Source organism: Alphaproteobacteria bacterium, from assembly GCA_016722515.1.
GTDB lineage: Bacteria > Pseudomonadota > Alphaproteobacteria > Rickettsiales > JADKJE01 > JADKJE01.
The window spans coordinates 169654-190648 of sequence record JADKJE010000004.1; the positions used below are offsets into that span (position 1 = coordinate 169654).

Below are 20995 nucleotides of genomic sequence, written 5' to 3' on the forward strand. Positions count from 1 at the left end.
ATTAAATGATATCACGATATTATTAATAATTTATGAGTGCGATATCGTATTAAGGGTAGTCAACATTAAGTGTGTAGTTACCTGTATATGATCCCGCAATGGACGAGCTAGTTAACGTCAATTTAGCTCCCACACTTAAAACATCCCCTGTACTTTCAGCCAATGTTGTCAGCGTTGCTTGACCGCCGGCGCCTGAATCAATATTCGTGTCACTTCCGGCGTTGAATTTTCCAAAGAAGTTACTTAATGTTAAGCCAGTTCCTGGATTTGTTATGGATGTCACGCTAAGATTGACCAGATAGGTGCTTGAGCCAAATATTTTATAGCTTGCAGCATTGATGGTGCCTCCTGATACCAGTGCTCCATTTCCACCTGAAATGCTCCTTACCCCGGCTGTTGATAAGGTAACTGCGCTGGGGGTTCCGCCTGTGGGGCGCATAACGCGACCCAAATTCATAGCTGTTGTTTGGGTTATGCTAATGGGCGATAAAACATCGATCGCAACGTTGGTGACGATTGAAGCTGCGTACACTTCCGGTGCACAGCAGAGTAGTGCATAACCATAAAATAGTGCAGAAAGGATAGGTCTTGTTTTAATGTTCATTTTTCATCTCTCGTTATTTGAATTGATATTTCAGTGCATTTTTGGCAGTAGGGCTATCAGGGGAAGGTAAAAACCTTTCCCTGATAAATGGCCTACAGTTTAGTTATAATTAATGATAAGGTCGAAAGTCCCTACATGCGCACCAGCTGTTGCGGTGTTCGCAACAGTCAAGTCAGCGCCAACTTTTAAGAGATCTCCCGTGGTTTCTGACAAAGCAGTCAAAGTAGCCTGTCCACCGTCACCCACATCAATATTAATATCAGAACCGGCATTAAATTTACCGATAAAGTTACTGAGTGTCAGGCCAGTGCCAGGTTGTGAAAGGTTGCTCACGCTAATATCAACGAGATAAGTATTTGTACCAAACACATTATAACTGGCTGCAGCGGGAGTTCCACCGCTAACGAGTGCTCCAGTACCGCCAGATATTGACCTGCTACCATTGGTTCCGAGTGATACGACACTTGAAGTCACACCGCTAGGTCGAGCCACGATACCAAAATCCATTTCGGCTACTTGAGTGATGGATACTGGAATAACGATATTAACGTTAGCGTCTGTTGTGATACTTGCCGCATGTGCAGTAGCCACGAAAGATAACATAGCTAGACCGCATGCGCTGCTTAAAAAGCTTGATTTTAATAATTGCATTTTCATCTCCTTTAAATCAGATAACAATATTATTTTGCTATTTTGTATTAAATAGCAACATTTAAACAGTATAATAAAATAAAGTTAATAAAAAGCCAATGAAATTGAGTTTTTCTATTTTGTTTGAAATTGTGTGGCCCCATTGATTGAAATCCATTTATTTAAACCCACAATTGACTACAATCAAACCAGTTATTACATAAAATGATAAAATAGAAATATGGTTATACGCTCATATTTATTTTTTATTTGCTTTAATTATTTCCTGTTTTTAGGTAGCACAAGCCATGCGTCTACCTATCCGGTTGAAAGCGATGTTATTGGCAATGTCGACCATTACGTTGTGAAAAAAGAAGATAATCTCTATGCAATTGCCCGGCGTTTTGACCTTGGTATCGTCGAGCTCCTCGTTGCTAATCCAGGAGTCGATCCCTGGATTCCCAAACCAGGTACTATTCTCTCACTCACCACGTCCCATATCCTGCCAGAGCAACGGCAAGGTATCGTACTGAATTTATCAGAACTCAGGTTATTCTATTTTAGTGATGACCATACCGTTATGACTTTTCCAGTTGGTATCGGCCGCGATGGCTGGCAAACCCCTACTGGCGTTACCACCATTACCAATAAACGTAGTAACCCTAGCTGGATTCCACCACAATCAATCCGTGATGAAAATCCTGATTTACCCGAAATCGTTCCACCTGGACCGGATAACCCAATGGGTCAATACGCCCTTTCACTTGGATGGAACCGTTTTGCTATTCACGGGACCAACCGCCCCAATGGTATTGGTAAACGCTCCAGCCATGGCTGTATTCGCCTTTATCCAGAAGATATTGAAATCTTATTCAAGGCTGTTAAGGTAGGTACGCCCATCACCATCATAGATACTCCTTATAAGCTGGGATGGGAAAATGGCACTTTATATTTACAAGTCACACCAACACAAACCCAAGGCGATAAAATTGCCGAATATCGTAAGCCTCACTCAGCCAACAATTCACCGACAATTTATGCTGCTGTAAAACAACTCGAAGGCGATACAGACATCAGCTGGCCTCAAGTTGAGGAAGCAATAGCTCGGCACAATGGCATACCTGTAGCCATAGGAAAAAGGAATGCCCAAGCCCTATATCATCCCCAATAAATAATCCCAATATCATCGAACATCACCAAAAGACAGGGGCCACAAAAAAAACGCCGCCCAAACATAAATGGTTTGAGGCGGCGTTGTTATTTACACTCATCATCGTATGAAGTATGAGTAACTTAGAGCTTATTTATTCTGACCTTGACGGAAGATACGGTCCGATTTTTCGCTGGCTTTTTGAGCCGCTTCTGCAGCCCTATCCGCATCTGCACGAGCCATACGCGCTTCTTCAGCAGCATTATGAGCTTCTATGGCAGCCTGGGCTGATTGCTTTTTGGCATCCTGCGCGGCTTGATTGGTAGAACTAAGCATCGCACGGTCTTCCTTGCTAAGCTCAGCACAACCGGCTGTTGTGGCAAGAACGATTATCGTAGCTATAAGATATTGTTTCATGAATTTTTCTCCTTCATAGATAAGGCGGTCGACAAACCCCCATGATTCACTCGAAAGCACCCTGTTTAATTAGATCATATATTTTAGTATTTAGGTTTGATCGCAATCAAATTTTTGATTTCTAAATGAGATTACGTGATGCAAGCTCGTCCTTAAGATAAGCATAATAAATAGGAGCCGCAATAATCCCTGGAACCCCAAATGCCGCTTCCATTACCAACATAGCAAGGAGAAGTTCCCACGCCTGGGCCGATATTTTAGTACCGATAATATGGGCATTAAGGAAATATTCTAATTTGTGAATCACAACCAGGAATGCTAAGGACCCAACGGCCGTTGCTGGTGATGCGCTGAGGCTGATGAGCACAATCACCGTATTGGAAATAAGATTGCCAATCACCGGCAGCAGACCAACGGTAAAGGTTACCGCAATCATCGTTTTGGTAAACGGAAGCGCGGTGCTAAAAATGGGCAAAATAACAACCAAAAAGAGTGCCGTTAACGCCGTGTTAATCGCCGATATTTTTATCTGCGAAAAGACAATACGACCGAAAGAATGATGAAGAAGATTTGCCCTTTGTGCCAATAAATGAGTCAATGGCTTGGCCTTCACTGCCTTGTGACGGGTAGTATAAGCAATCATACCACCGATAACAAGTCCAGTCAGAATATAAGCAATAGATACGCCGATGCTTCGTCCGACTTTGCTTAACTGTAACGCATATTCACGTAACCATTCGGAGATGGCAATTTGCATATCAACTACATTGGTGGGCATATAATCCTGTGCCCATTCAGGAAAATGGGCTTTAGCGGTATCAACGACATCGGCCATTTTTTGGAGCATGGCAATAAATCCTCCCGATTCTCCACTTAAAAAAGAAGAGACACCGATTATCCCAAATATGATCGCCGTTGTCACCAAAATGGCTATCACACCAAGCGTCAACATTTTCCCAATCGCCGGCACAATCCCAATTCTGCTAAGCAATGGCGTGGCCACACAAACCAGGTGGTAGATCAATAATCCAGAAAGAAGCGCCGGCAACAACCCAAAGTTAAGCACCCCAAGCAATGCAATCACCGTCACCACCTGTGAAATGGTCAAAAGCCTGTTGTTATCCGCAATGGAATTGAGAGTATGGATGTCTTGTGTCACGTCTTTCTCCTTGATAGCGTTAAGCAATTGTACTGCATAAAAAGGCGAGATTGAAGGAGATAGTGAGCGAATCTCAGAGGATCATAGATTTTCTTGGAATTCAGAAAAGGATTGTTTAAAACAATAACACATTGAAATGATTGATATTTATTATAAAATTGCTATAATAAACAATAGTTTTAAACTGGGATTGACATGAGCAAAGAAAAAGAACGAACCTTCACATTATCAGATTCTCAAATAGATTTGGTTGAAAGCTGTTTTCACCGGAGAATTGAGCAATTTTTAGATAATCTTTGGAATCAATCAACTGATAGCAATTCTAAGCAAGTATGCTTGGAAATTGTAAAAAGATTAACGCAGAAAAATTTCATTCGCTTGGTTAATACCTATTATGGAAGCTTCCCTGAGGTCGTAGAAGGATTCACAAATATTAATAAATTAGCCATGGGTCATGTTAAAACAAGTTTTCTGGTTTCGCTTGGCATTCATGATCGACGATTAAATGACCAAATTAGCAATCCAGACCATGCCTCCAAATATGAAAAAAGAGCCTTTGCCAACGTATTATTAAAACATATCAATGATTGGCGAAATGGCAAAACGACAAGCCCCCAAGAACTATCGTCCTCAGCAGCTAATCACCATGCTAATCGTGAGAAAAAGGAGCCATCCCATCAGCGCTGAGAGGCATTTGATTTACAAGTGTCTCCCACTATTCTTATTTCTTACTTCGGCCTTGCTTATTTTTTCCTTAGGCGATGTTTTCTCTGACCAACTTGGAATTTTGGTAGGATCGATTTTTAAATTGACCGGTATATGGCTTTCACCCACTAATGGCAATTCGCTTTCTGGAACAAAATGCTCGATCATGCCGATCATTGACTTAGAACAATGATGGCTTCTGGCATATTCTAAAACTGTCGAAGGGGGTGGCATAGCAGCACCGTTTTGCTCGGATAACCATTGAACCGGCCGATTCAGCGCCTCAGGATGCGATTGCAACAATTTATGAAGCGACCGCTCATTGTTTTCAAGCACACAAAGCTGAACCTGGATATCAACAGAAAGTGTTTCTATCATTTTTGCTCTTTCAGATAATGTCTGGATTAATTGACTATCTAGATTATTAATTGTGGCTTCAGGCAGCGCTTTTTTTATTTCTTTATTTAATTTATTAATTGATTTATCTGGAAAATCACCGATTATATCCTGCGCTTCTTTTACAGCGCTACGTATGGCCCTTTCAGTATATTGTCTTGGTTTTGAATTTTCTTTGAATGATTCCGCTATATCATCAAGAGCTGCAACAAATTCTCTATTCAAAAACAGATGGGAATGAATATTATAGTCACTTTCTTGTAGATATCTTAATATATCAATCGGCTTTACAGGATTCCCTTTTTTTAAGTCTGCCATCTCAGAAGTATGCGCGCTGTACCCTGCCCTAAAATCAAATGCCGACCCCATATCAACTTGAGCCGCCTTTCTGCTTCCCTCTTTACCACTTAGTCCCAAATTCTCATCATGTAAATCTGGATTGGATATCAACAGAGCAAATGCTATCAATTTTTTTATCCCTGGCGTCTGGGTATATATGTCTTCATTCGACCTTTTCATGCCTTGATTAGCATCTGCTAACGTTTGAAAGTCAGCAATAAAACGTGATGCTATAAAGATTTCAGAATGATTCTCGTTGGTAACGAGCCTTGTTTTAGGAATCATATTTCCAAAAACATTTCTTCCAATCGCCGTTGCGACCCTCTCAAAAACACTCAATACAGGTTCTTGGCGTTTTAGCATCCATTGATAATCATATTTAGGAAGATCAGGCAAATCATGGGACTGTTTTTTTCTTTTAACAACAAGCCCTAATTGTGCTCCACCTAATTTGGGTTCAGAATATCGATAATGTTTTAATTTTTCCATTTTGGCTGAAGACTCAATCTCAGAATCCAGATCCATGGTTGCTGACTTCATTTCAGTATGTATATCTTTAAGAAATGGGTAGGTCTGAATAGCTTTTTTAATAAGATTAGGTGATCTTTGTGCCATTCGATCTAGTGATTCACACACATTCACAATGCGATCCATTTGCGGATCACTTGGTGATAATGACAGTAACCTATTTAATTCCTTAAGTGGTCCATCAAACCCCTCATTTCTTTTTATTACTTGAAATGCATGGTGCAACACGTTGGGTTGGTTTCCGCCTATGGCTTCTGCCCAACATAATGAAAGAGCTGCATTTTGAATTGATTCCATCAAATATGCTTTTATATTTCCATCAGGGTTCTGAGCTAGGAACCGATCTAGATTGTCGCCGATACGTTTGGTTAATACCTCGTCAACCCGTTGATATGTATCTTTTTCAAACCCATTATTTAATATATGAAGCAGCCGTTTATTTGACTTTGGGTCTAATGCAGATAATTGCTCCTTAAAACTTGTATCTAAATGGGAAGCAAAATCAAATGGCACTATATCTGGCTTAACCTCTGCACGTCTAAATAGACTCGATACGAAAGAAAAATAACTAAGTACCCCCTTTGCAGACTCAGGAGCTTTCTCAGTGTTTAGTTCATTTACTGATTCAAATACTGTTTTTTTCATAAGTAATTAATAAAAAAAATAACAAACAGCTACACACAAAAGCATATATTATATTTATTAACAATATTATAACCAATTACGACACGATAAAATTTAAATTTACTAGGGCGTGTCCTCAATTTGATATCCAAATGAATGTACAGGCTAGAAAGAGCATAGCTTTGAAATCTCGAGCCAATTTTTCAAATCGTGTTGCAATGCTTCTAAAGTGTTTCAGTCTGGCAAAAAGATTTTCTACTAAATGGCGGAGCTTGTATAGATACGAGTCAAACTCTGGGTTTGGCTTTTTGCTATTGGATTTTCGTGGAATAATAGGATTCATCCCCGCCTCTTTGGCTTGCGCTCGGATTGCTTCGGAATCGTAGCCTTTGTCTGCTATAAAATGGAGGGGTACGCCATCGACAAAGAATGGAATAATAATGCGCATATTCAACACTTCAGACTCTCTCACTGTGGTCTAACTGCTGCTTTTAGGATACGGTATGCTACCTCAACCTTGGGTAAGCTAATTCCTGCTGGGAAGGACTTTTTCCAGGCTCGATCGGCGGCATTTTAAAGACCTCGGTTTTGTGGGTAGATAACGCTTTTTTTTCAAAATATTTTATCCGTTGCGCAACAATGAAACGATTCAAGCCATTGCTGCTGGTGGCTTCCTTAATAAAGGCATGACATTTTTCGAGATCGTCTTCAATGTGAGCATATTTGACCTTGATGGAATCGATTATCTCTTCACGGATATGTTTTATATTTTCAAGATCCTCGCGGTTAAAATGAGTGCCCAGTAGGTGATTGATAACATCCAAAGTCGAACTACGTTTGATATGTGGGACTTCCGAATGGTAGAAATTGAGATTCATGAAATTACAGACCATCGAATCCATAGCATATTGATCCCGGAGTGGAGCGTATTTTTCATCATTCGCTCGTTGCATTTCCAAGAGCTTATCTTTAATCGCCTCCTCATTGCCGTAAACACCTCCTCTTTCTAGAAGGATTTTTTCAACTGCGATGCACTTCTCAGCGTCTCCACCTCTGATAGCATAATCGAGTGGCGTAAAGCCAGATTCATCAGTAGCATTAATAAAAGATCCGTGATCCATTAGCAGATTAACAAGCTTAACATTGCCTAATATTGCAGCATGGTGCAAAGCTGTGGCACCACATACATCTTTAGCATCGCAAGAGGCATTATGTTTAAGCAGCTCCCCAGCGACTTTTTCTCTTTGGTGTAAGACAGCAAGATGAAGTGGTGTATATCCGAATTGATCTCGTTTTGAAATATCCAGTCCTTTTTTAATCCATTCGCGGACACACTCAAGACTTTCATTATCTACAACTAAATGATGGAGTTTATTTTGGCCCCGTTTATCACAATGGTTGGCATCATTGATTAAATTTTCAAGGTATTTTTTTGCCTTCTCTTTCGGATTGTGTTTGCTGTAGGCAAGAACAAGCGGAGTTCTTCTTTTGTTATTTGGTATCCTAACATCTGCTCCGTTTTGAAAGAGCGTGTCGATTTTAGGTATGCTGTTTTTCAACACAGCCAAATGCAGTGGGGTATTACCTTTATTATTCTTAATGTTAACAGCGGCCCTTCTTAGGAGTAGGAAAGTCACAAGTTTTGGGGTGCCGAAGCATATAGCCAAATGCAAGGCTGAGTTTCCAGCATTCGACTGTTTATTGATATCTGCACCTAATTCAAGAATTAAATCAAGAATAGCGTCCATATCGCTAACACTACTATTTTGCTTTATCACACGATGCAACAGAGTGTTCCCGTTACCGTCGCGATAATCAATACGTGCGCCGCCTCGAATCAGTTTGTTACATTCTTCGCGATCTCTTTGAAAAATAGCGAGTTCTAGTGCTTCATAATCAAGAGAGTTTACGAAATCGCTTGCCACATACTTCGCAAAAAAATTATGGCAGTCAATGCCATTGAGACGCGCTGAGGGTGCTAGCCGACGAAGGAACGCAGTGTCTATAGTAGCACCTAGTTCCTTTAACGCACAGAAGGCCTCGAAATTACACGTTAGGAAGGCATGACGCAGTGGTGTATTGGGAATATTTCCATAATACGCTGGATTACAACTTTTAATATCGTTATATCCATAATTATGTTCAATATTAGCTCCCATTTTGTGAAGCCATTTGATGGTTGAGCCTATATGATGATTAGACTGAAATGAATGGATGAAGCGGTTCGCCAAACCATCAAATTGCCCATCGTTTAAATGTATAATTTTCTTGAGAGAGGTTTGAGACTCGATATATGAAATGATTCCTGCCTTATCCTCGTATGGAAAATTCAAACTTAAAATGCGTTCCATTAATGATGTACTGCCAAGTTTTCCTCCAAAATCTCTCAAATGTTTGATCCTGTCATCATGCTTCATCAACAACTCTGCTGCGTCGAAGTTTCCATTTTGAAGTGCACGATAAAGAGGTAAACTGGTTATCTCTATGGGAAAATAAGGTGCATCAGTGAATATCTGAGTAAATGCACTTATAATGGCTCCTTTTGAAATAAGATACTCGATCATCTTTGCACTGGCAAAAGGGGCTATTAATAAAAATATACTATCACTCGTTGCTTGAAAGGGTAATCTGCAGGGAAGAATGTATTCTATGTTTTCTTCAACATTTGCTCCATACTCTACGAGTATTCGTAATGCCTTTTCATCCTTATTCTGGATTGCACAATACAGAAATCGATTGCGGTTAGATTGCCAGCCACCACGGTCATGTTTGAAAATGCCTGGATTATTTGATAATAAGGTTTCAAGCTTTTCGTAGTCTTTTTTATAGATAAAATCTAATCCCATTGCTTGATTGTAAACCGATAGTTGCTTTAGATTGATAGTGGCCCCTTTTTTTAAGAGTAATGTCACAACTTCAAGATTTTTCGCGCGCAATGCATAAGAAACAAGTGATCTTTTGGGGGTATCCATATTTTTAAAAACAGCTCCCTTATGGATAAATAGTTCAATCGTATCCCTTGATGCAAATGTAACAGCATATTGCAGCGGCGTTTTTTCATGATGATGCTTTTTTTTTGGCTTAATATGGAATGTTTCTCCCTCATTGAGTAGGATACGAATGGCCGCATCATTTTTAACTTTACATGCCTTCAGGATAAGGCTTTTTGTACGTGCCGCCGGTCCAACCTTATGAATGATGTGTGGATATGCATCGATCAACGTCTTAAGCACCTCATTATTTGGCATTTTAATGGCTTCAAAGCATAATCGTTGCGCATATTGATCTACTCGGTGGGAGCGTTCTGCGCCATGCTCTAAAAGTGCGATTGCCGCAGGAAAATTATTATGTTGCAGTGAAATTTCGAGCGCTGTTTCTTTGCTTTCGCCCACTTGGGCATTCATATCTCCACCAAGCCCTATAACAAGCTTCATAGCTCCATAGCCTGCGAACTCCGCCGCCCTATACATAAGTGGCAAGCTTGCTGAGTCGTTATTGAACTTTTGCCCTGCTTGGATAAGCTGGATTAGTGCATCCTCAGATTTTTCTGTGCAAGCAACATCCAATAGGCTTGTGTTGTCAGAGTTAGAAACATCCTTTTCCTCGTGAAGCGCTTCAGGAAAAGCTGAAATGGCCTGTGAAAGTTTATCAGGCTCCTTCTCCCTGATACATTTTCGTATGAACGCATACTTAAGATCCAAAATTTGTTGGGGAGGAAGTTTTGGCTTTTTTTCCTTTGTCATTTCATCCAGCAAAACGGTTGCTGCTGAAACATTCGATTTTACAATAGCGCTTGCCATTGGCGAAATATACCATGTACCGTTCTTTAATTGAACGGGATTTGTTTCTATCAGCTTTTTAATGGTCTCACCTGAGGCAAATTCGGCTGCTAACGATAAAATGCATAGCCCTTTGTTATCTGCTGAGACGCCCATATCAAGTAGTAACCTAAGCGCATCATCATTCCTATATTCCATGACTAAATTCAGGATGCTTTTATCATGATAATAATCCGCTTCCTTGCTAATAAATTTCGGACGTTGACTTAATAATATTCCTCTAAATTCCTGCATATTATTTGATTTAAGAGCTTCTTCAATCGCATTTTGATAATATTGATCCATGTGTGTTGTCCTGGGCCTGTTTTCAATTAAAATTTGTACTATAGATGATTATTGAATTAAAGTTTTTTTAAACTTCCAGATTTTTTCTTTTCGTATACTGAGCCAGCGGAGACTCATTGCTCTTTAGCTCCCGATAAACGGTGCACACTGGATGGCCGATTGCTTCAGCTGAGATATCGTTACTCTTTCATCATAACTTAAATGGTTATATCTTTTCATACGCAACATCTTTTTGATTATCTGTTTTGACAGCAAACATCATAAGGTGTTGCACTTCATTTTAGAACAGACCGTAGAATAATGATTAACGCCCGATAGGTTTATCTTTATTCTTAGTTTGCTCTGTAAAAGGCAACTTTTTTATAGGTTTAAGGCGGTTGGTTGGTTCTATGCTTGCTTTTGCGGGAGGTTCTACTTCATAGCCTGATATCAAATCAAGACCCTCAAAATCAAGACTAAGTGCATTATGTTGCAAGTGTGATGCTGAAGAGTTTTTCAGCACTTCTACCAGAGATTTCTGCTTTAAGGCTTCAGCTAGGCTCATTGGAGTCTTATTATCGTTATTGGTGAGGGTTGGATCTGCACCTTTTTCCAGTAATTTGGTAACTAATTCTGTGTTGCCGTAACTGACAGCGATATGTAATGGTGTATTCCCAAGCTCGTCTTTGACATTGAGGTTTATTTGTGGATGATCCATCAAATTACGCATTATATAATCATTATTATAAACAACTGCATAATGCAATGGAGTATTGTTATTATTGTCTTTAGAATTTACATCAAGTTTCGCCTTTTTTATTAAATACTTTGCTATATGTTCTTTAGAACAAATTACGGCGGTATGAAGTAGTGTACGTCCATCACTATCGGTCATATCCAAATTTTCTCCCTTTGATGCAGAATATTGTATGCACTTTAAATTTCCTTCCTCAACAGCAATATGTAAGGGTGTTTGACCGTAATAATCACGCTCATCAATAAACGACCCTTCCTTTAAACAACAACTGAAACTATATGGTAAATTATTTCTTACAGATAAGTGCATAAGGTTTTGTTCTTCAAATCCGCTCCTCATGTCTGCTCCTTCAACGATTAGATATCTTACTATATCCTTATGACCATTGCTTGCCGCAAAATATAAAGGCGATAAACCTTGTCCATCAATCTGGTTTACATCTCTACCCTCTACTAATAATTGTACAGCCCCAAGATGACCGCTTTCGGCGGCTAAATGAAGGGCTGCCTTCCCTTCGCCGTCTTGTATTCCAGCATCCGCTCCCCTTTCTAAAAGCACCTCTATATTCTTTACATTTCCTTGTTCTGCATACAAATGGAGTAACGTTTTCTGCTCCTCTCCATAACGTGCATTAAGATTCGTATTTGTAGCTAAATGCTGAGATATATCAATTTCAATTTTATTCTCTGCTGCCCAATACACTTTATTTTCCTTGAATCTCTCTAAAATAGCAGAGCATGCTCGACTATCTTCTTGCTTAGCCATATCATAAGCGGTTAGACCATTCATAGTAACAGATGGGTCTGCTCCATGAAGTAGCAAGAGATTCATTTGTCTCTCATCATGGATAGCTTGATGTAATAGAGGCATACCATCTTCTGATCGAACATTCGGATCCGCACCGTGCTCAAGTAGAGTCTTACATAATACAAAATTACCTTTGCTATTAAAGTAAGGTAGCAATGATTCATAATCTTTTAAACTAGTCTTGTCGGTAAAATCGGGAGAACTCATTCTTGCCATCAAATTACTGTAATTTGATCCTTCTATATATTTTTGAAGAACGGTATCGGAAAGGTTTATACGTTGGATATTAGCTATTTCATCCTTAATATTGACGTCCGGTGATGATTCCTGTAAAGAATTCGAGTAGGCTACAATCAAGTCATCTCGTAGATTTGATAAATGCTTAGCGGCGGCCTCTTTCGATACAATAGGAGTTGAAGGAGGATAGCAGTTAATGGTTATTGCAGGGTCTCTTAGCACTAATGTCTGCGTTTCGGGAGCAATGGTTGCATTGTGATAGAATTCCGTCAATAGAGGCACTGCATCTTTCTTCCTGTTAATATATCCGATCATTCCATCCACGCTTACCAATACGACAGAAATAGTATCCCTTCTGGCATGCGTGACAAGAACGGCATTCTTGAGCACATCCACAGACTTTGCAGCAGCTCCTCCGTAACAACTCCATAGATGAACCTGCGTGCGATTAAGTTGAGATCCAGATGGCTGCTCAGGGGAAGGGCTGGGAGATAGAGCAGAAATTTTTTCAAAAATCTCCTTTGTTGGTTGTTTCTTTCTCATCAGAAGACAAGCATGCTCTCCTTTATCATTAACAGAACCGTGTGCCAAAATATGAATTTGGGTCTGCGGACCAATTTTTCCTTCTAGTGCTTTAACTTCCTTATCACTAATATCGTCTTGTCCATTACCAATTATGGTATAACTCCCATCTGGGAGCTGCTTACAAGCCGCTTTTAGGCTTTTGATATGATCTGAAGGCATTTTTGATCCAACCAGGATCACCATCTTCAAAGCATTGTCGTTGTGTGTTGAGGAAGGGAGAGGCATACGACTACGTCCTTTTACAAAATAGTGCAACGTAGAATTAACTATTGAATTATTACACAACAATGCTAAAATACCATTAACATAAACAGTCAAATTACCAAGGAATACTTATGAGCAAAATGATAAGCCAGGATTTAACGGATCTTTCTAATAATCCACTGGATGTGAAATTTCAGCACTTGTGCGATAGTTTAGACTCTTCAGTCAGCGTTAATCTGGATAATACGTCTCTAGGTATGCGTGGGTATGAATATACCCATTTAAGCACTAAGTTACCTGCAAATACATCATTACGGAATCTTAGCCTGGCAGGAAACGGTATTCAATCAGGGTTTGTGAAACTCAAACTGGCACCAGACCTCATGAATAACCATACATTAAAAAGTCTGAACCTGGCTAATAATCAAATCTACGCGGATGGTTTTTCAGCACTGGTTAAAACCAATTTATGCGAAATTGATGTTAGAGGTAATCTGATAGGCAACAACTCCCCTCGTGTAAAAATGCCAAACGCTGCTTTCAATGGACTCATAGAAGACCTTACTAAAAACCAGTACATCCAGACCCTATGGTTTGATGAAGCCCCCCTGGGTGAACAGCGCTCTCATGCTATTCGCCGCGCAGTACACAAACCTCATGTCAAATTATATGAGTTGCTAGACGAGGAAAGCCCCGATCGTCAAAAAATAATCACAACCCTTACCCAATATGGAGCGCTCTTAGATGAAGCTAAGGATTTTTCCTACCGCGGCAACACTGGTAGCGGAAGCGATTCCTTGCTGATGATGATCAATAGCGATCCAGAATATAAAGCAGCACTAAAGGAAGCACGGCAGATTGGGAGGCTAGAGAAAGCCGAGATGGCATTGAGTTAAAGCTCATCGCTCTCCCCTTCCAAGTACGGCGCGCAATAAACAATGTATTGATTTATAATCATTTATATGTCGTGATTCTCGGCCTTTATTGTGGAGAAAGCCGTAGGAGAGCCCAACAATAAAGGTCCAAAACTAGCGCAATGCAATCATATACAACAAGCCTAGTAAAATGACACCTAAGCATCAATATCCACAGCAAACCCAACTAACCCTTTGATGTAGTTGGCGCACCCGAAGAGATTCGAACTCCTAACCTCTTGATCCGTAGTCAAGTGCTCTATCCAATTGAGCTACGGGTGCGTATGACGTAAACGGCTGGCCATTCTAGCATACCGCTTGCATTTATCAAGCCTTTTTTAAAACATCTTTTATGATAATGCTTATAGCCCGTATTTTAGGGGCTTGGGGGGGGCCTAGCCTTGGCTTGCCGCGAATTTTTCTCGACTTTATGGCTTACCGGATCTATTCTCAATGGCTTAAAATAACGTGCTATCTGAAGAGGAATCTCGATGAGTATTATTAAACATGCAACCACTGTAGGCGGCCTCACGTTACTTTCGCGTATAGCCGGCTTTATCCGTGATATGTTTGTGGCCGCTATCCTGGGTACCGGTTTTTTAGCCGATGCCTATGTGGTTGCCTTCCGCCTGCCGAACCTGTTTAGGAGGCTGTTTGCCGAAGGGGCATTTAATGCCGCCTTTATCCCGCTTTTTTCTAAAGAACTGGTGGGAAACGGCAAGGAACGGGCACAGCAAGTAGCTGAAAGTATTTTTTCATTTATGTTAGGTGTGTTGCTTATTTTTACCCTGGCTATTGAACTGATCATGCCCTGGTTTATGGTGGTAATGGCACCTGGGTTTATGAAGCACCCGCAAACCTTTGAACTGGCCATTGTGCTGACCAGGATCACCTTCCCTTACCTGATGTTTATCTCGCTGGTAGCGTTGCTTACGGGCATTCTTAACAGCCTGCACCGCTTTACAGCTGGAGCGTTTGCGCCGGTATTGCTTAATGTGTGCATGGTGATTGCCATTATTGTGCTCACTCCCTTCACTCCTACGGCAGCCCATGCGCTGGCTATTGGTATTTTTGTGGCGGGACTCGTACAGTTTGCATATTTATTTTGGTGCATGAAAAAGGCTAATTTTTCACTGAAAATTCGCTGGCCACATATCACGCCAGAGGTTTCACTTCTGCTCAAACGGATGATACCTGGTATTATTGGCTCTGGCGTTGGACAAATCAATGTGACCGTGGATCAGTTGATCGCCACACTCATTCCCAGCGCTGTTTCCTTTTTATATTATGCCGATAGGTTGCATCAATTTCCCTTGGCCATTATCGGTACGGCAGTCGGTACAGCTCTTTTGCCGATGCTGGCACAATCGATCCGCCTGGGTGATCATCAAAACACCCAGGATATCCAAAACCGCAGCCTCGAATTAGCCATACTTTTAACATTACCAGCGGCAGCGGCCTTGTTTGTGATTTCCGATTGGATCATTGGTGGCATTTATGAACGCGGTGCCTTTACCCATATGGATACCATCAACACCTCCCATGCATTAATTGCTTTTGCTGTTGGCTTACCAGCAATGGTCATGGTTAAAGTATTGACCCCTGGATTCTTTGCCCGCGACGACACCTCTAGCCCCATCAAAATTGCATGTATCTGCATTGTGCTGAATATTGTTTTCAACCTTATGCTGACACCCTTTTTAAAACATGTAGGAATTGCCTTGGCAACCAGTATTTCAGCCTGGTGCAATGCCGGTATGCTTGCCTGGAAACTGCATAAACGTAATTTCCTGGTGTTTGACCAGCAGCTTAAAACCAGAACGTTGCGAATTATCTTTTCTACCGGCTTGATGGTCGCATCGCTTATTCTTACCAATATGGCACTCTTTCACCTGCGCCTGCACATGACGATTCCCAAGGAAGTCGGGCTGGTTACCCTTTGCGGTATTGGAGGGATCACTTTCCTAGTGAGCGTGATCCTGTTTAAGGGAGTGGTGCTGTCTGAATTTAAAACAGCGTTTTCCCGTAAATCAATCCAAGCATCAACAGGCCAAGCACAATCCGATAATACGCAAATGGTGTAAACCCCCGGGTACTGACAAAACGGATTAACGCTTTAACGACAAAAAGCGCCGCTATAAAAGCCGTTACGAAACCAATGCCGATCATTTCCAGACTATCGGCGGTAAGCTCGTGCCGGCTTTTATACATATCAAGTGTGGTTGCCGCCAGCATCGTAGGAACCGCTAAAAAGAAAGAGAACTCGGTCGCAGCCTTACGGTCCAGCCCCATCACCAGGGCGCCCATAATCGTAGCCCCCGAACGCGACGTACCCGGGATCATTGCTAAAACCTGGCAGAATCCAATTCCCATCGACTTTTTCCACGAGACTGATTCTACCGTATAAAATAGAGGATTCATTTTTAAACGTTCGATAAAAATAATAATCAATCCACCGATAATTAAACTTATCGATACCACCGTAGGATTGAATAATTTTTCTTCAATAAAATCATGAAATATCAAACCAAAGACAACCGAAGGAATAAAGGCCAATAACAGGTTGCGCACAAACATTCGTGAGGCTGATTCTTTGGTAATGGAAACGCTAACATGCCAGATTTTTTGCATATACGCCCATAAAACGGCACAGATTGCTCCCAATTGAATGGCTATTTCAAACACATGGCTGGTAGGATTATTCAATTTTAACAGATCTGTTACCAGAATTAAATGCCCAGTTGAAGACACTGGTATAAATTCCGTCAATCCCTCAACAACCCCCAACAAAACAGCATAACCGGCAGTAATACTCGACATAATTTTTTCCCTTGTTATCCATAGAGATTATCGCGATGCCTAAAAGACGCAAGGGGAAAGTGATACAAGCCTCGTTTTCTAGATACTCTGTTGCCGAACAGAACCAGTCCCATTTGCAGGCTGTTTGCTTACTTTTTTTGTCCATGGTTGTTCACCTGGTCCTGATAAATGTCCAAGAATGACAGACAGTCTTTGCTTCCATTGATCACTATGAGCACCACTATCAAGAGCACTCTCACTATCAATCCCAGAATTAGCGTCATTTGCGCTGCACCCACTAAGCATTATATTTCGATTCAACGGATCATGCATATCCATCTGCAAATCAGAAATAATTTTTTCCTGAACTCGAATGAGTTCTTCTAACTTAACACTATCAATTGATGCCGCTGCAGAGCATTGATTAAAAGGATCATGCATCATACGCAACAAGGTCAATGTACGCAGAATTGAAGCAGAAATCTCATATTGCATGACATACTTGATGTTATCAGGACCAACTCCATGTTCTGCACCACAACTCCCATTTAAATCGGCATTAATTCTATAACCAATCTGTTTAACAAGCGAGACAAGCAGATTTTTTTCTTTATCGGTGTATTGACCATATATAATAACATTGATGTGGGCACCACTATCCCCCGCATGACAAAATTCAGATATATCAAAATGAATGTTTAATGTCTCCAATATGTTACGGAATCTTTGAGTAAAATCATCCCTTTCCTGCTTCACTTCCTGGAAAGGAATTGATATATCTAAAGGAATTAGAAATGCCTCTTTGGCGGCAATATATTGCTTGGTAAAAGAGGCAACGTGACGGCGCAAATTCCAGGCTACTTTTTGTTGCTCAGCAGAAAGTGGCTTTATGTCTATATGAGGGTTTAATTTGATAATCTTACCTGTAAAATTATTGATAACATCCGTAATCACCTCTTTGCTTGTTGATTCATTATAGAACTTGAGCATCAAGGCATCATTTGGTATGGATTCCATCGAACCAAAACAACTTTTAAAACCATCTGGTGATTGAGTTTCCAAAATAGAAAGTGTCGTATTTGACAGCAATTCAACCGACTGCAAATATTGTTTATAGTAACCGTTAATGACGTTTAAAATTGCCTCTAAATCATACCGTGGGGCACTGATAATAAGCGTTCTTTCCTCTTGAATTTTAGGGAGATAGGTCAGTACACAACCAGCTAACGTTCCATAAACGCCTTGTGATCCGTACCACATTTGTTCAAAATGGGGAAATGAATTTCTCTTATAGACTTGGCTATCATTGAAAATAACGGTTCCATCGGGTAAAACAAAACAGTACCCGCGTACAGGTTCTGCCGAATCTTTTTTTCTCATTGATTCTGAACCACTGCCTCGAGTCATAATTGCCCCCCCGAGTGTGGTAACCTGATCAATGCCATGGGCAATGGGGCATTCGCCATCTGTTTTCTCGGTATCCAAAAAATTCTGTATTTCCTGAAGAGTCGTACCCGCTTCAACGTAAATAGTGCGTTCCGCTGTATTTAAATTCGTAATTTTATTTAAACGCTCTAAACTAATGACTATTTCCCCGTTATTGGGAGTAGACGCACCGGTTAATCCTGTATTGCCCCCTTGTTGAACATAGCCAATAATTTTTCCTGTTTCATGTAATCCTTTTCCGTATAAAAATTTCTGGATAGTTGATAGCTCCTCAAGAGTACCTGGCATTAAAACGCATAATGCTTTCCCTTCATGCTCTATTCCGCGAGGATCCCTATAACTTTTAACATAGCGTTGAATATTTTTCTCCAGAACATTTTTCTTGCCTACAATTTCCTTCATCTTTTCTAAGAGATCGCTTCTGGAGATAAATTGTTGCGGTGGCAAAGGGAAATGTTGACTGCTCATCAAAGAATTTACTGGCAATAATAGGTACGAATCTCTTAATATTCTAAATTTTTCTAAAGTTGACACCTCATATTCTAATAATAATTTTATTAATTTTACTGAATTAGTTAATGCCATAAGACAATCTCCTCGCTATTTCTGAAGCACACTATGAACAAAATGTCACATAAATGTCAATTAAATAAACCACCCAACTTATTAATAAAAATTAATGCTTTTTAAAAATCAAAAGATTTAAGTTTTTATTTAAAGTTATCCTTGTTTTAGGTAAATGGTGCACCAGCGCAGCGAAACTTCGACCCTCTTGGTACAACTTTTGGGAATGTTATTCGCTATGAAAATCCCCCCACACACAGCTCAAAACGGAGAATATTGTCAATGGGAGCCCCTTAACGTGGCTGTTTTAAAAAAACGTATCGAGCATAGGCAATTTATTACCTATCATATAAATCATTTGTGGCGTATTGTTTAAAAGAAGAATTTAATAAATACAAGGCTCATGACTGGAATAACGTGAGAATCTTGGTTTTCATTAAGGCGGATTGAAATGAGGAAGCGCATGTTATGGATGATCGCAGGTTTAGCCGTTATTGGCGCAGCAGCATGGGGGCCGTTGGTGAGTAGTAAAGTCGAGCAAGCAACGTATGACGTCGTGGAATCGCAAGGCGATATTCAAATCCGCGATTATGGCCCGTTGATCGTGGCCGAAGCGGACGTATCGGGCGAGCGCAAGGAGGCTATCAATAAGGGTTTCCGTATCATCGCCGATTATATCTTCGGCAACAACGCTCCAAAACAGAATGTAGCGATGACCGCGCCCGTTATTCAGCAACCCGCCGAGAAAATAGCCATGACGACACCGGTTACACAAACTGGTGCAGGCAATCGTTGGAAAGTACGCTTTGTTATGCCCTCCACATACACGATGGACACGCTACCAAAGCCCAATAATGATGCGGTAACGTTGGAAAAAATTCCGGGCAAGCGTTTCGTTGTCATACGGTTTTCTGGAATGGCTGGCGAAGATAGCCTCAAACAACAGACGGATGCATTAAACACCTTCATCAAGGATAAAAAACTTGAGCCACTATCGCAAGCCACGTATGCCTTCTTCAATCCACCGTGGACGCTGCCTTTCCTCCGCCGCAATGAAGTGATGGTGGAAGTCGCTAAATAGTCATACAGTGCCATTTTCTAAGCTGTGAACAATATGCTCAGCCAGCATTTCTGATGCCTTGGATAAATCATCACGCTTCATCAGCGCGATTTCTGCATCTGCTAGTTCCGGTAATGTGATTTCTTTGCGAATCGGATGAACACCACTGGGTAACATGTTGGCTGGTAGCACTGTGATGCCGAGTCCAGCTTTCACGGCTGCAATCGTACCGGCAAGGCTGGGGCTGGTGTAGGCTATGCGCCACGGCTTTTTTGCTTTATCCAGCGCAACCAGAGCCCGCGCACGATATATACAAGGCTGCGGTGATAATACTAACGAAAGTGGTTCCTCCGGCTTGTGGTGATCGGAAGCTGCCCATACCAGAGGTTCACGCCAGACTTTTGTGCCCCCCTTGGTGGCTTTGGGGTCGCGCTTCACCAGTATCACATCGTAATCACCGCGCCGGAAACCATCGATTAGGTTCAGCGTGAGATCGCATGATACATTAAGCTGCACACGCGGATGGTGCTCGCGGAAGGACGAAAGAACCTCGGGTAAATAATGGGTGGCAAAATCCTCCGGCGTGCCGAGGCGTATTTCGCCTTCAATATCCGGCTCCCTCAGGCGACTATAGGCTTCCCACTGCAGCTGGATAATGCGCTTGGAGTAGCCAAGGAAAATCTCGCCCTGATCGGTGAGCTTCACCTTGCGCCCGGAGCGATCAAAGAGTTGGCATCCCAAACCATCTTCGAGCTTCTTTATTTGTAAGCTAAGAGCCGATTGTGTTCGCCCAACCACTTCCGCCGCATGGCTGAACGTGCCTGTTTCTGCAATGGAAATAAAGCTCTTTAGCGTTAGGGTATCGGTGTGGAATGGCATGCTTTACCTATGAGTTATTCTCATACTATATATGATAACTATTAATTTTCAATATGGTTAATTCCATCGTAATCTTAACTTACTAACC

General features: G+C 41.1%; 15 protein-coding genes, 1 tRNA gene and 1 pseudogene. 5 read left to right on the plus strand and 12 right to left on the minus strand.

Going from position 1 to position 20995, the window contains the following annotated elements:
- Positions 1-49: 49 nt before the first annotated feature.
- On the minus strand, positions 50-604 hold the full coding sequence (locus IPP74_11440) for a DUF4402 domain-containing protein (protein ID MBL0319884.1): 555 nt from the start codon (positions 602-604) through the stop codon (positions 50-52).
- Positions 605-703: 99 nt separating this feature from the next.
- Entirely contained in the window at positions 704-1255 is a 552-nt protein-coding gene (locus IPP74_11445; GenBank protein MBL0319885.1) for a DUF4402 domain-containing protein, read from the minus strand.
- A 220-nt stretch (positions 1256-1475) separates the two neighbouring features.
- On the opposite strand from IPP74_11445, the gene IPP74_11450 reads away from it, so the two are divergent.
- Positions 1476-2405, plus strand: coding sequence for a L,D-transpeptidase family protein (locus tag IPP74_11450; protein ID MBL0319886.1), 930 nt, complete (start codon positions 1476-1478; stop codon positions 2403-2405).
- 129 nt (positions 2406-2534) lie between these two features.
- Here IPP74_11450 and IPP74_11455 read toward each other — a convergent pair whose 3' ends face one another.
- Positions 2535-2801: a hypothetical protein gene (locus IPP74_11455; GenBank protein ID MBL0319887.1), complete on the minus strand. Its 267-nt coding sequence runs from the start codon at positions 2799-2801 to the stop codon at positions 2535-2537.
- Positions 2802-2922: 121 nt separating this feature from the next.
- Positions 2923-3975, minus strand: coding sequence for a hypothetical protein (locus IPP74_11460; protein MBL0319888.1), 1053 nt, complete (start codon positions 3973-3975; stop codon positions 2923-2925).
- 180 nt (positions 3976-4155) lie between these two features.
- On the opposite strand from IPP74_11460, the gene IPP74_11465 reads away from it, so the two are divergent.
- Entirely contained in the window at positions 4156-4647 is a 492-nt protein-coding gene (locus IPP74_11465) for a hypothetical protein (GenBank protein MBL0319889.1), read from the plus strand.
- A gap of 12 nt (positions 4648-4659) precedes the next feature.
- On the opposite strand, the gene IPP74_11470 is transcribed toward IPP74_11465, so the two are convergent.
- The 4 genes and pseudogenes from IPP74_11470 to IPP74_11485 form a co-directional block, all read right to left on the minus strand.
- A complete protein-coding gene (locus tag IPP74_11470; GenBank protein ID MBL0319890.1) occupies positions 4660-6573 on the minus strand; it encodes a hypothetical protein in 1914 nt (637 codons plus the stop codon).
- A 115-nt stretch (positions 6574-6688) separates the two neighbouring features.
- Positions 6689-6958 (minus strand): annotated as a pseudogene (locus tag IPP74_11475) (transposase).
- A gap of 100 nt (positions 6959-7058) precedes the next feature.
- Positions 7059-10676, minus strand: coding sequence for an ankyrin repeat domain-containing protein (locus IPP74_11480; protein MBL0319891.1), 3618 nt, complete (start codon positions 10674-10676; stop codon positions 7059-7061).
- A gap of 304 nt (positions 10677-10980) precedes the next feature.
- Positions 10981-13266 carry an ankyrin repeat domain-containing protein gene (locus IPP74_11485; GenBank protein ID MBL0319892.1) on the minus strand — a complete coding sequence of 762 codons (2286 nt, stop codon included), beginning with the start codon at positions 13264-13266 and terminating at the stop codon, positions 10981-10983.
- A gap of 110 nt (positions 13267-13376) precedes the next feature.
- On the opposite strand from IPP74_11485, the gene IPP74_11490 reads away from it, so the two are divergent.
- A complete protein-coding gene (locus tag IPP74_11490; protein MBL0319893.1) occupies positions 13377-14141 on the plus strand; it encodes a hypothetical protein in 765 nt (254 codons plus the stop codon).
- 223 nt (positions 14142-14364) lie between these two features.
- On the opposite strand, the gene IPP74_11495 is transcribed toward IPP74_11490, so the two are convergent.
- A tRNA-Arg gene (locus IPP74_11495) sits at positions 14365-14441 on the minus strand.
- Between the two features lie 209 nt (positions 14442-14650).
- Here IPP74_11495 and murJ point away from each other — a divergent pair.
- A complete protein-coding gene (gene murJ / locus IPP74_11500) occupies positions 14651-16243 on the plus strand; it encodes a murein biosynthesis integral membrane protein MurJ (GenBank protein MBL0319894.1) in 1593 nt (530 codons plus the stop codon).
- Here murJ and IPP74_11505 read toward each other — a convergent pair.
- Together IPP74_11505 and IPP74_11510 are read right to left on the minus strand one after the other, a co-directional pair.
- The gene (locus IPP74_11505; protein MBL0319895.1) at positions 16167-16979 is read right to left on the minus strand and encodes an undecaprenyl-diphosphate phosphatase; all 813 of its coding nucleotides are present in this window, start codon (positions 16977-16979) and stop codon (positions 16167-16169) included. The genes murJ and IPP74_11505 overlap by 77 nt on opposite strands.
- 78 nt (positions 16980-17057) lie before the next feature.
- Positions 17058-18989: an FAD-binding oxidoreductase gene (locus IPP74_11510; GenBank protein ID MBL0319896.1), complete on the minus strand. Its 1932-nt coding sequence runs from the start codon at positions 18987-18989 to the stop codon at positions 17058-17060.
- A 451-nt stretch (positions 18990-19440) separates the two neighbouring features.
- Between IPP74_11510 and IPP74_11515 the strand changes: the two genes are divergently transcribed.
- Positions 19441-20049, plus strand: a complete 609-nt coding sequence (locus tag IPP74_11515) for a heme-binding protein (protein MBL0319897.1) — start codon at positions 19441-19443, stop codon at positions 20047-20049.
- On the opposite strand, the gene IPP74_11520 is transcribed toward IPP74_11515, so the two are convergent.
- On the minus strand, positions 20050-20907 hold the full coding sequence (locus tag IPP74_11520) for a LysR family transcriptional regulator (protein MBL0319898.1): 858 nt from the start codon (positions 20905-20907) through the stop codon (positions 20050-20052).
- Positions 20908-20995 lie beyond the last annotated feature (88 nt).

What these genes read in the sequence shown, in the direction of transcription:
- IPP74_11490 (MBL0319893.1), top strand. Translation starts at nt 13,377, where the DNA reads ATGAGCAAAATGATAAGCCAGGATTTAACGGATCTTTCTAATAATCCA.
- IPP74_11485 (MBL0319892.1), bottom strand. Translation starts at nt 13,266, where the DNA reads ATGCCTCTCCCTTCCTCAACACACAACGACAATGCTTTGAAGATGGTG.
- murJ (MBL0319894.1), top strand. Translation starts at nt 14,651, where the DNA reads ATGAGTATTATTAAACATGCAACCACTGTAGGCGGCCTCACGTTACTT.
- IPP74_11480 (MBL0319891.1), bottom strand. Translation starts at nt 10,676, where the DNA reads ATGGATCAATATTATCAAAATGCGATTGAAGAAGCTCTTAAATCAAAT.
- IPP74_11465 (MBL0319889.1), top strand. Translation starts at nt 4,156, where the DNA reads ATGAGCAAAGAAAAAGAACGAACCTTCACATTATCAGATTCTCAAATA.
- IPP74_11470 (MBL0319890.1), bottom strand. Translation starts at nt 6,573, where the DNA reads ATGAAAAAAACAGTATTTGAATCAGTAAATGAACTAAACACTGAGAAA.
- IPP74_11455 (MBL0319887.1), bottom strand. Translation starts at nt 2,801, where the DNA reads ATGAAACAATATCTTATAGCTACGATAATCGTTCTTGCCACAACAGCC.
- IPP74_11510 (MBL0319896.1), bottom strand. Translation starts at nt 18,989, where the DNA reads ATGGCATTAACTAATTCAGTAAAATTAATAAAATTATTATTAGAATAT.
- IPP74_11520 (MBL0319898.1), bottom strand. Translation starts at nt 20,907, where the DNA reads ATGCCATTCCACACCGATACCCTAACGCTAAAGAGCTTTATTTCCATT.
- IPP74_11450 (MBL0319886.1), top strand. Translation starts at nt 1,476, where the DNA reads ATGGTTATACGCTCATATTTATTTTTTATTTGCTTTAATTATTTCCTG.
- IPP74_11445 (MBL0319885.1), bottom strand. Translation starts at nt 1,255, where the DNA reads ATGCAATTATTAAAATCAAGCTTTTTAAGCAGCGCATGCGGTCTAGCT.
- IPP74_11505 (MBL0319895.1), bottom strand. Translation starts at nt 16,979, where the DNA reads ATGTCGAGTATTACTGCCGGTTATGCTGTTTTGTTGGGGGTTGTTGAG.
- IPP74_11515 (MBL0319897.1), top strand. Translation starts at nt 19,441, where the DNA reads ATGATCGCAGGTTTAGCCGTTATTGGCGCAGCAGCATGGGGGCCGTTG.
- IPP74_11440 (MBL0319884.1), bottom strand. Translation starts at nt 604, where the DNA reads ATGAACATTAAAACAAGACCTATCCTTTCTGCACTATTTTATGGTTAT.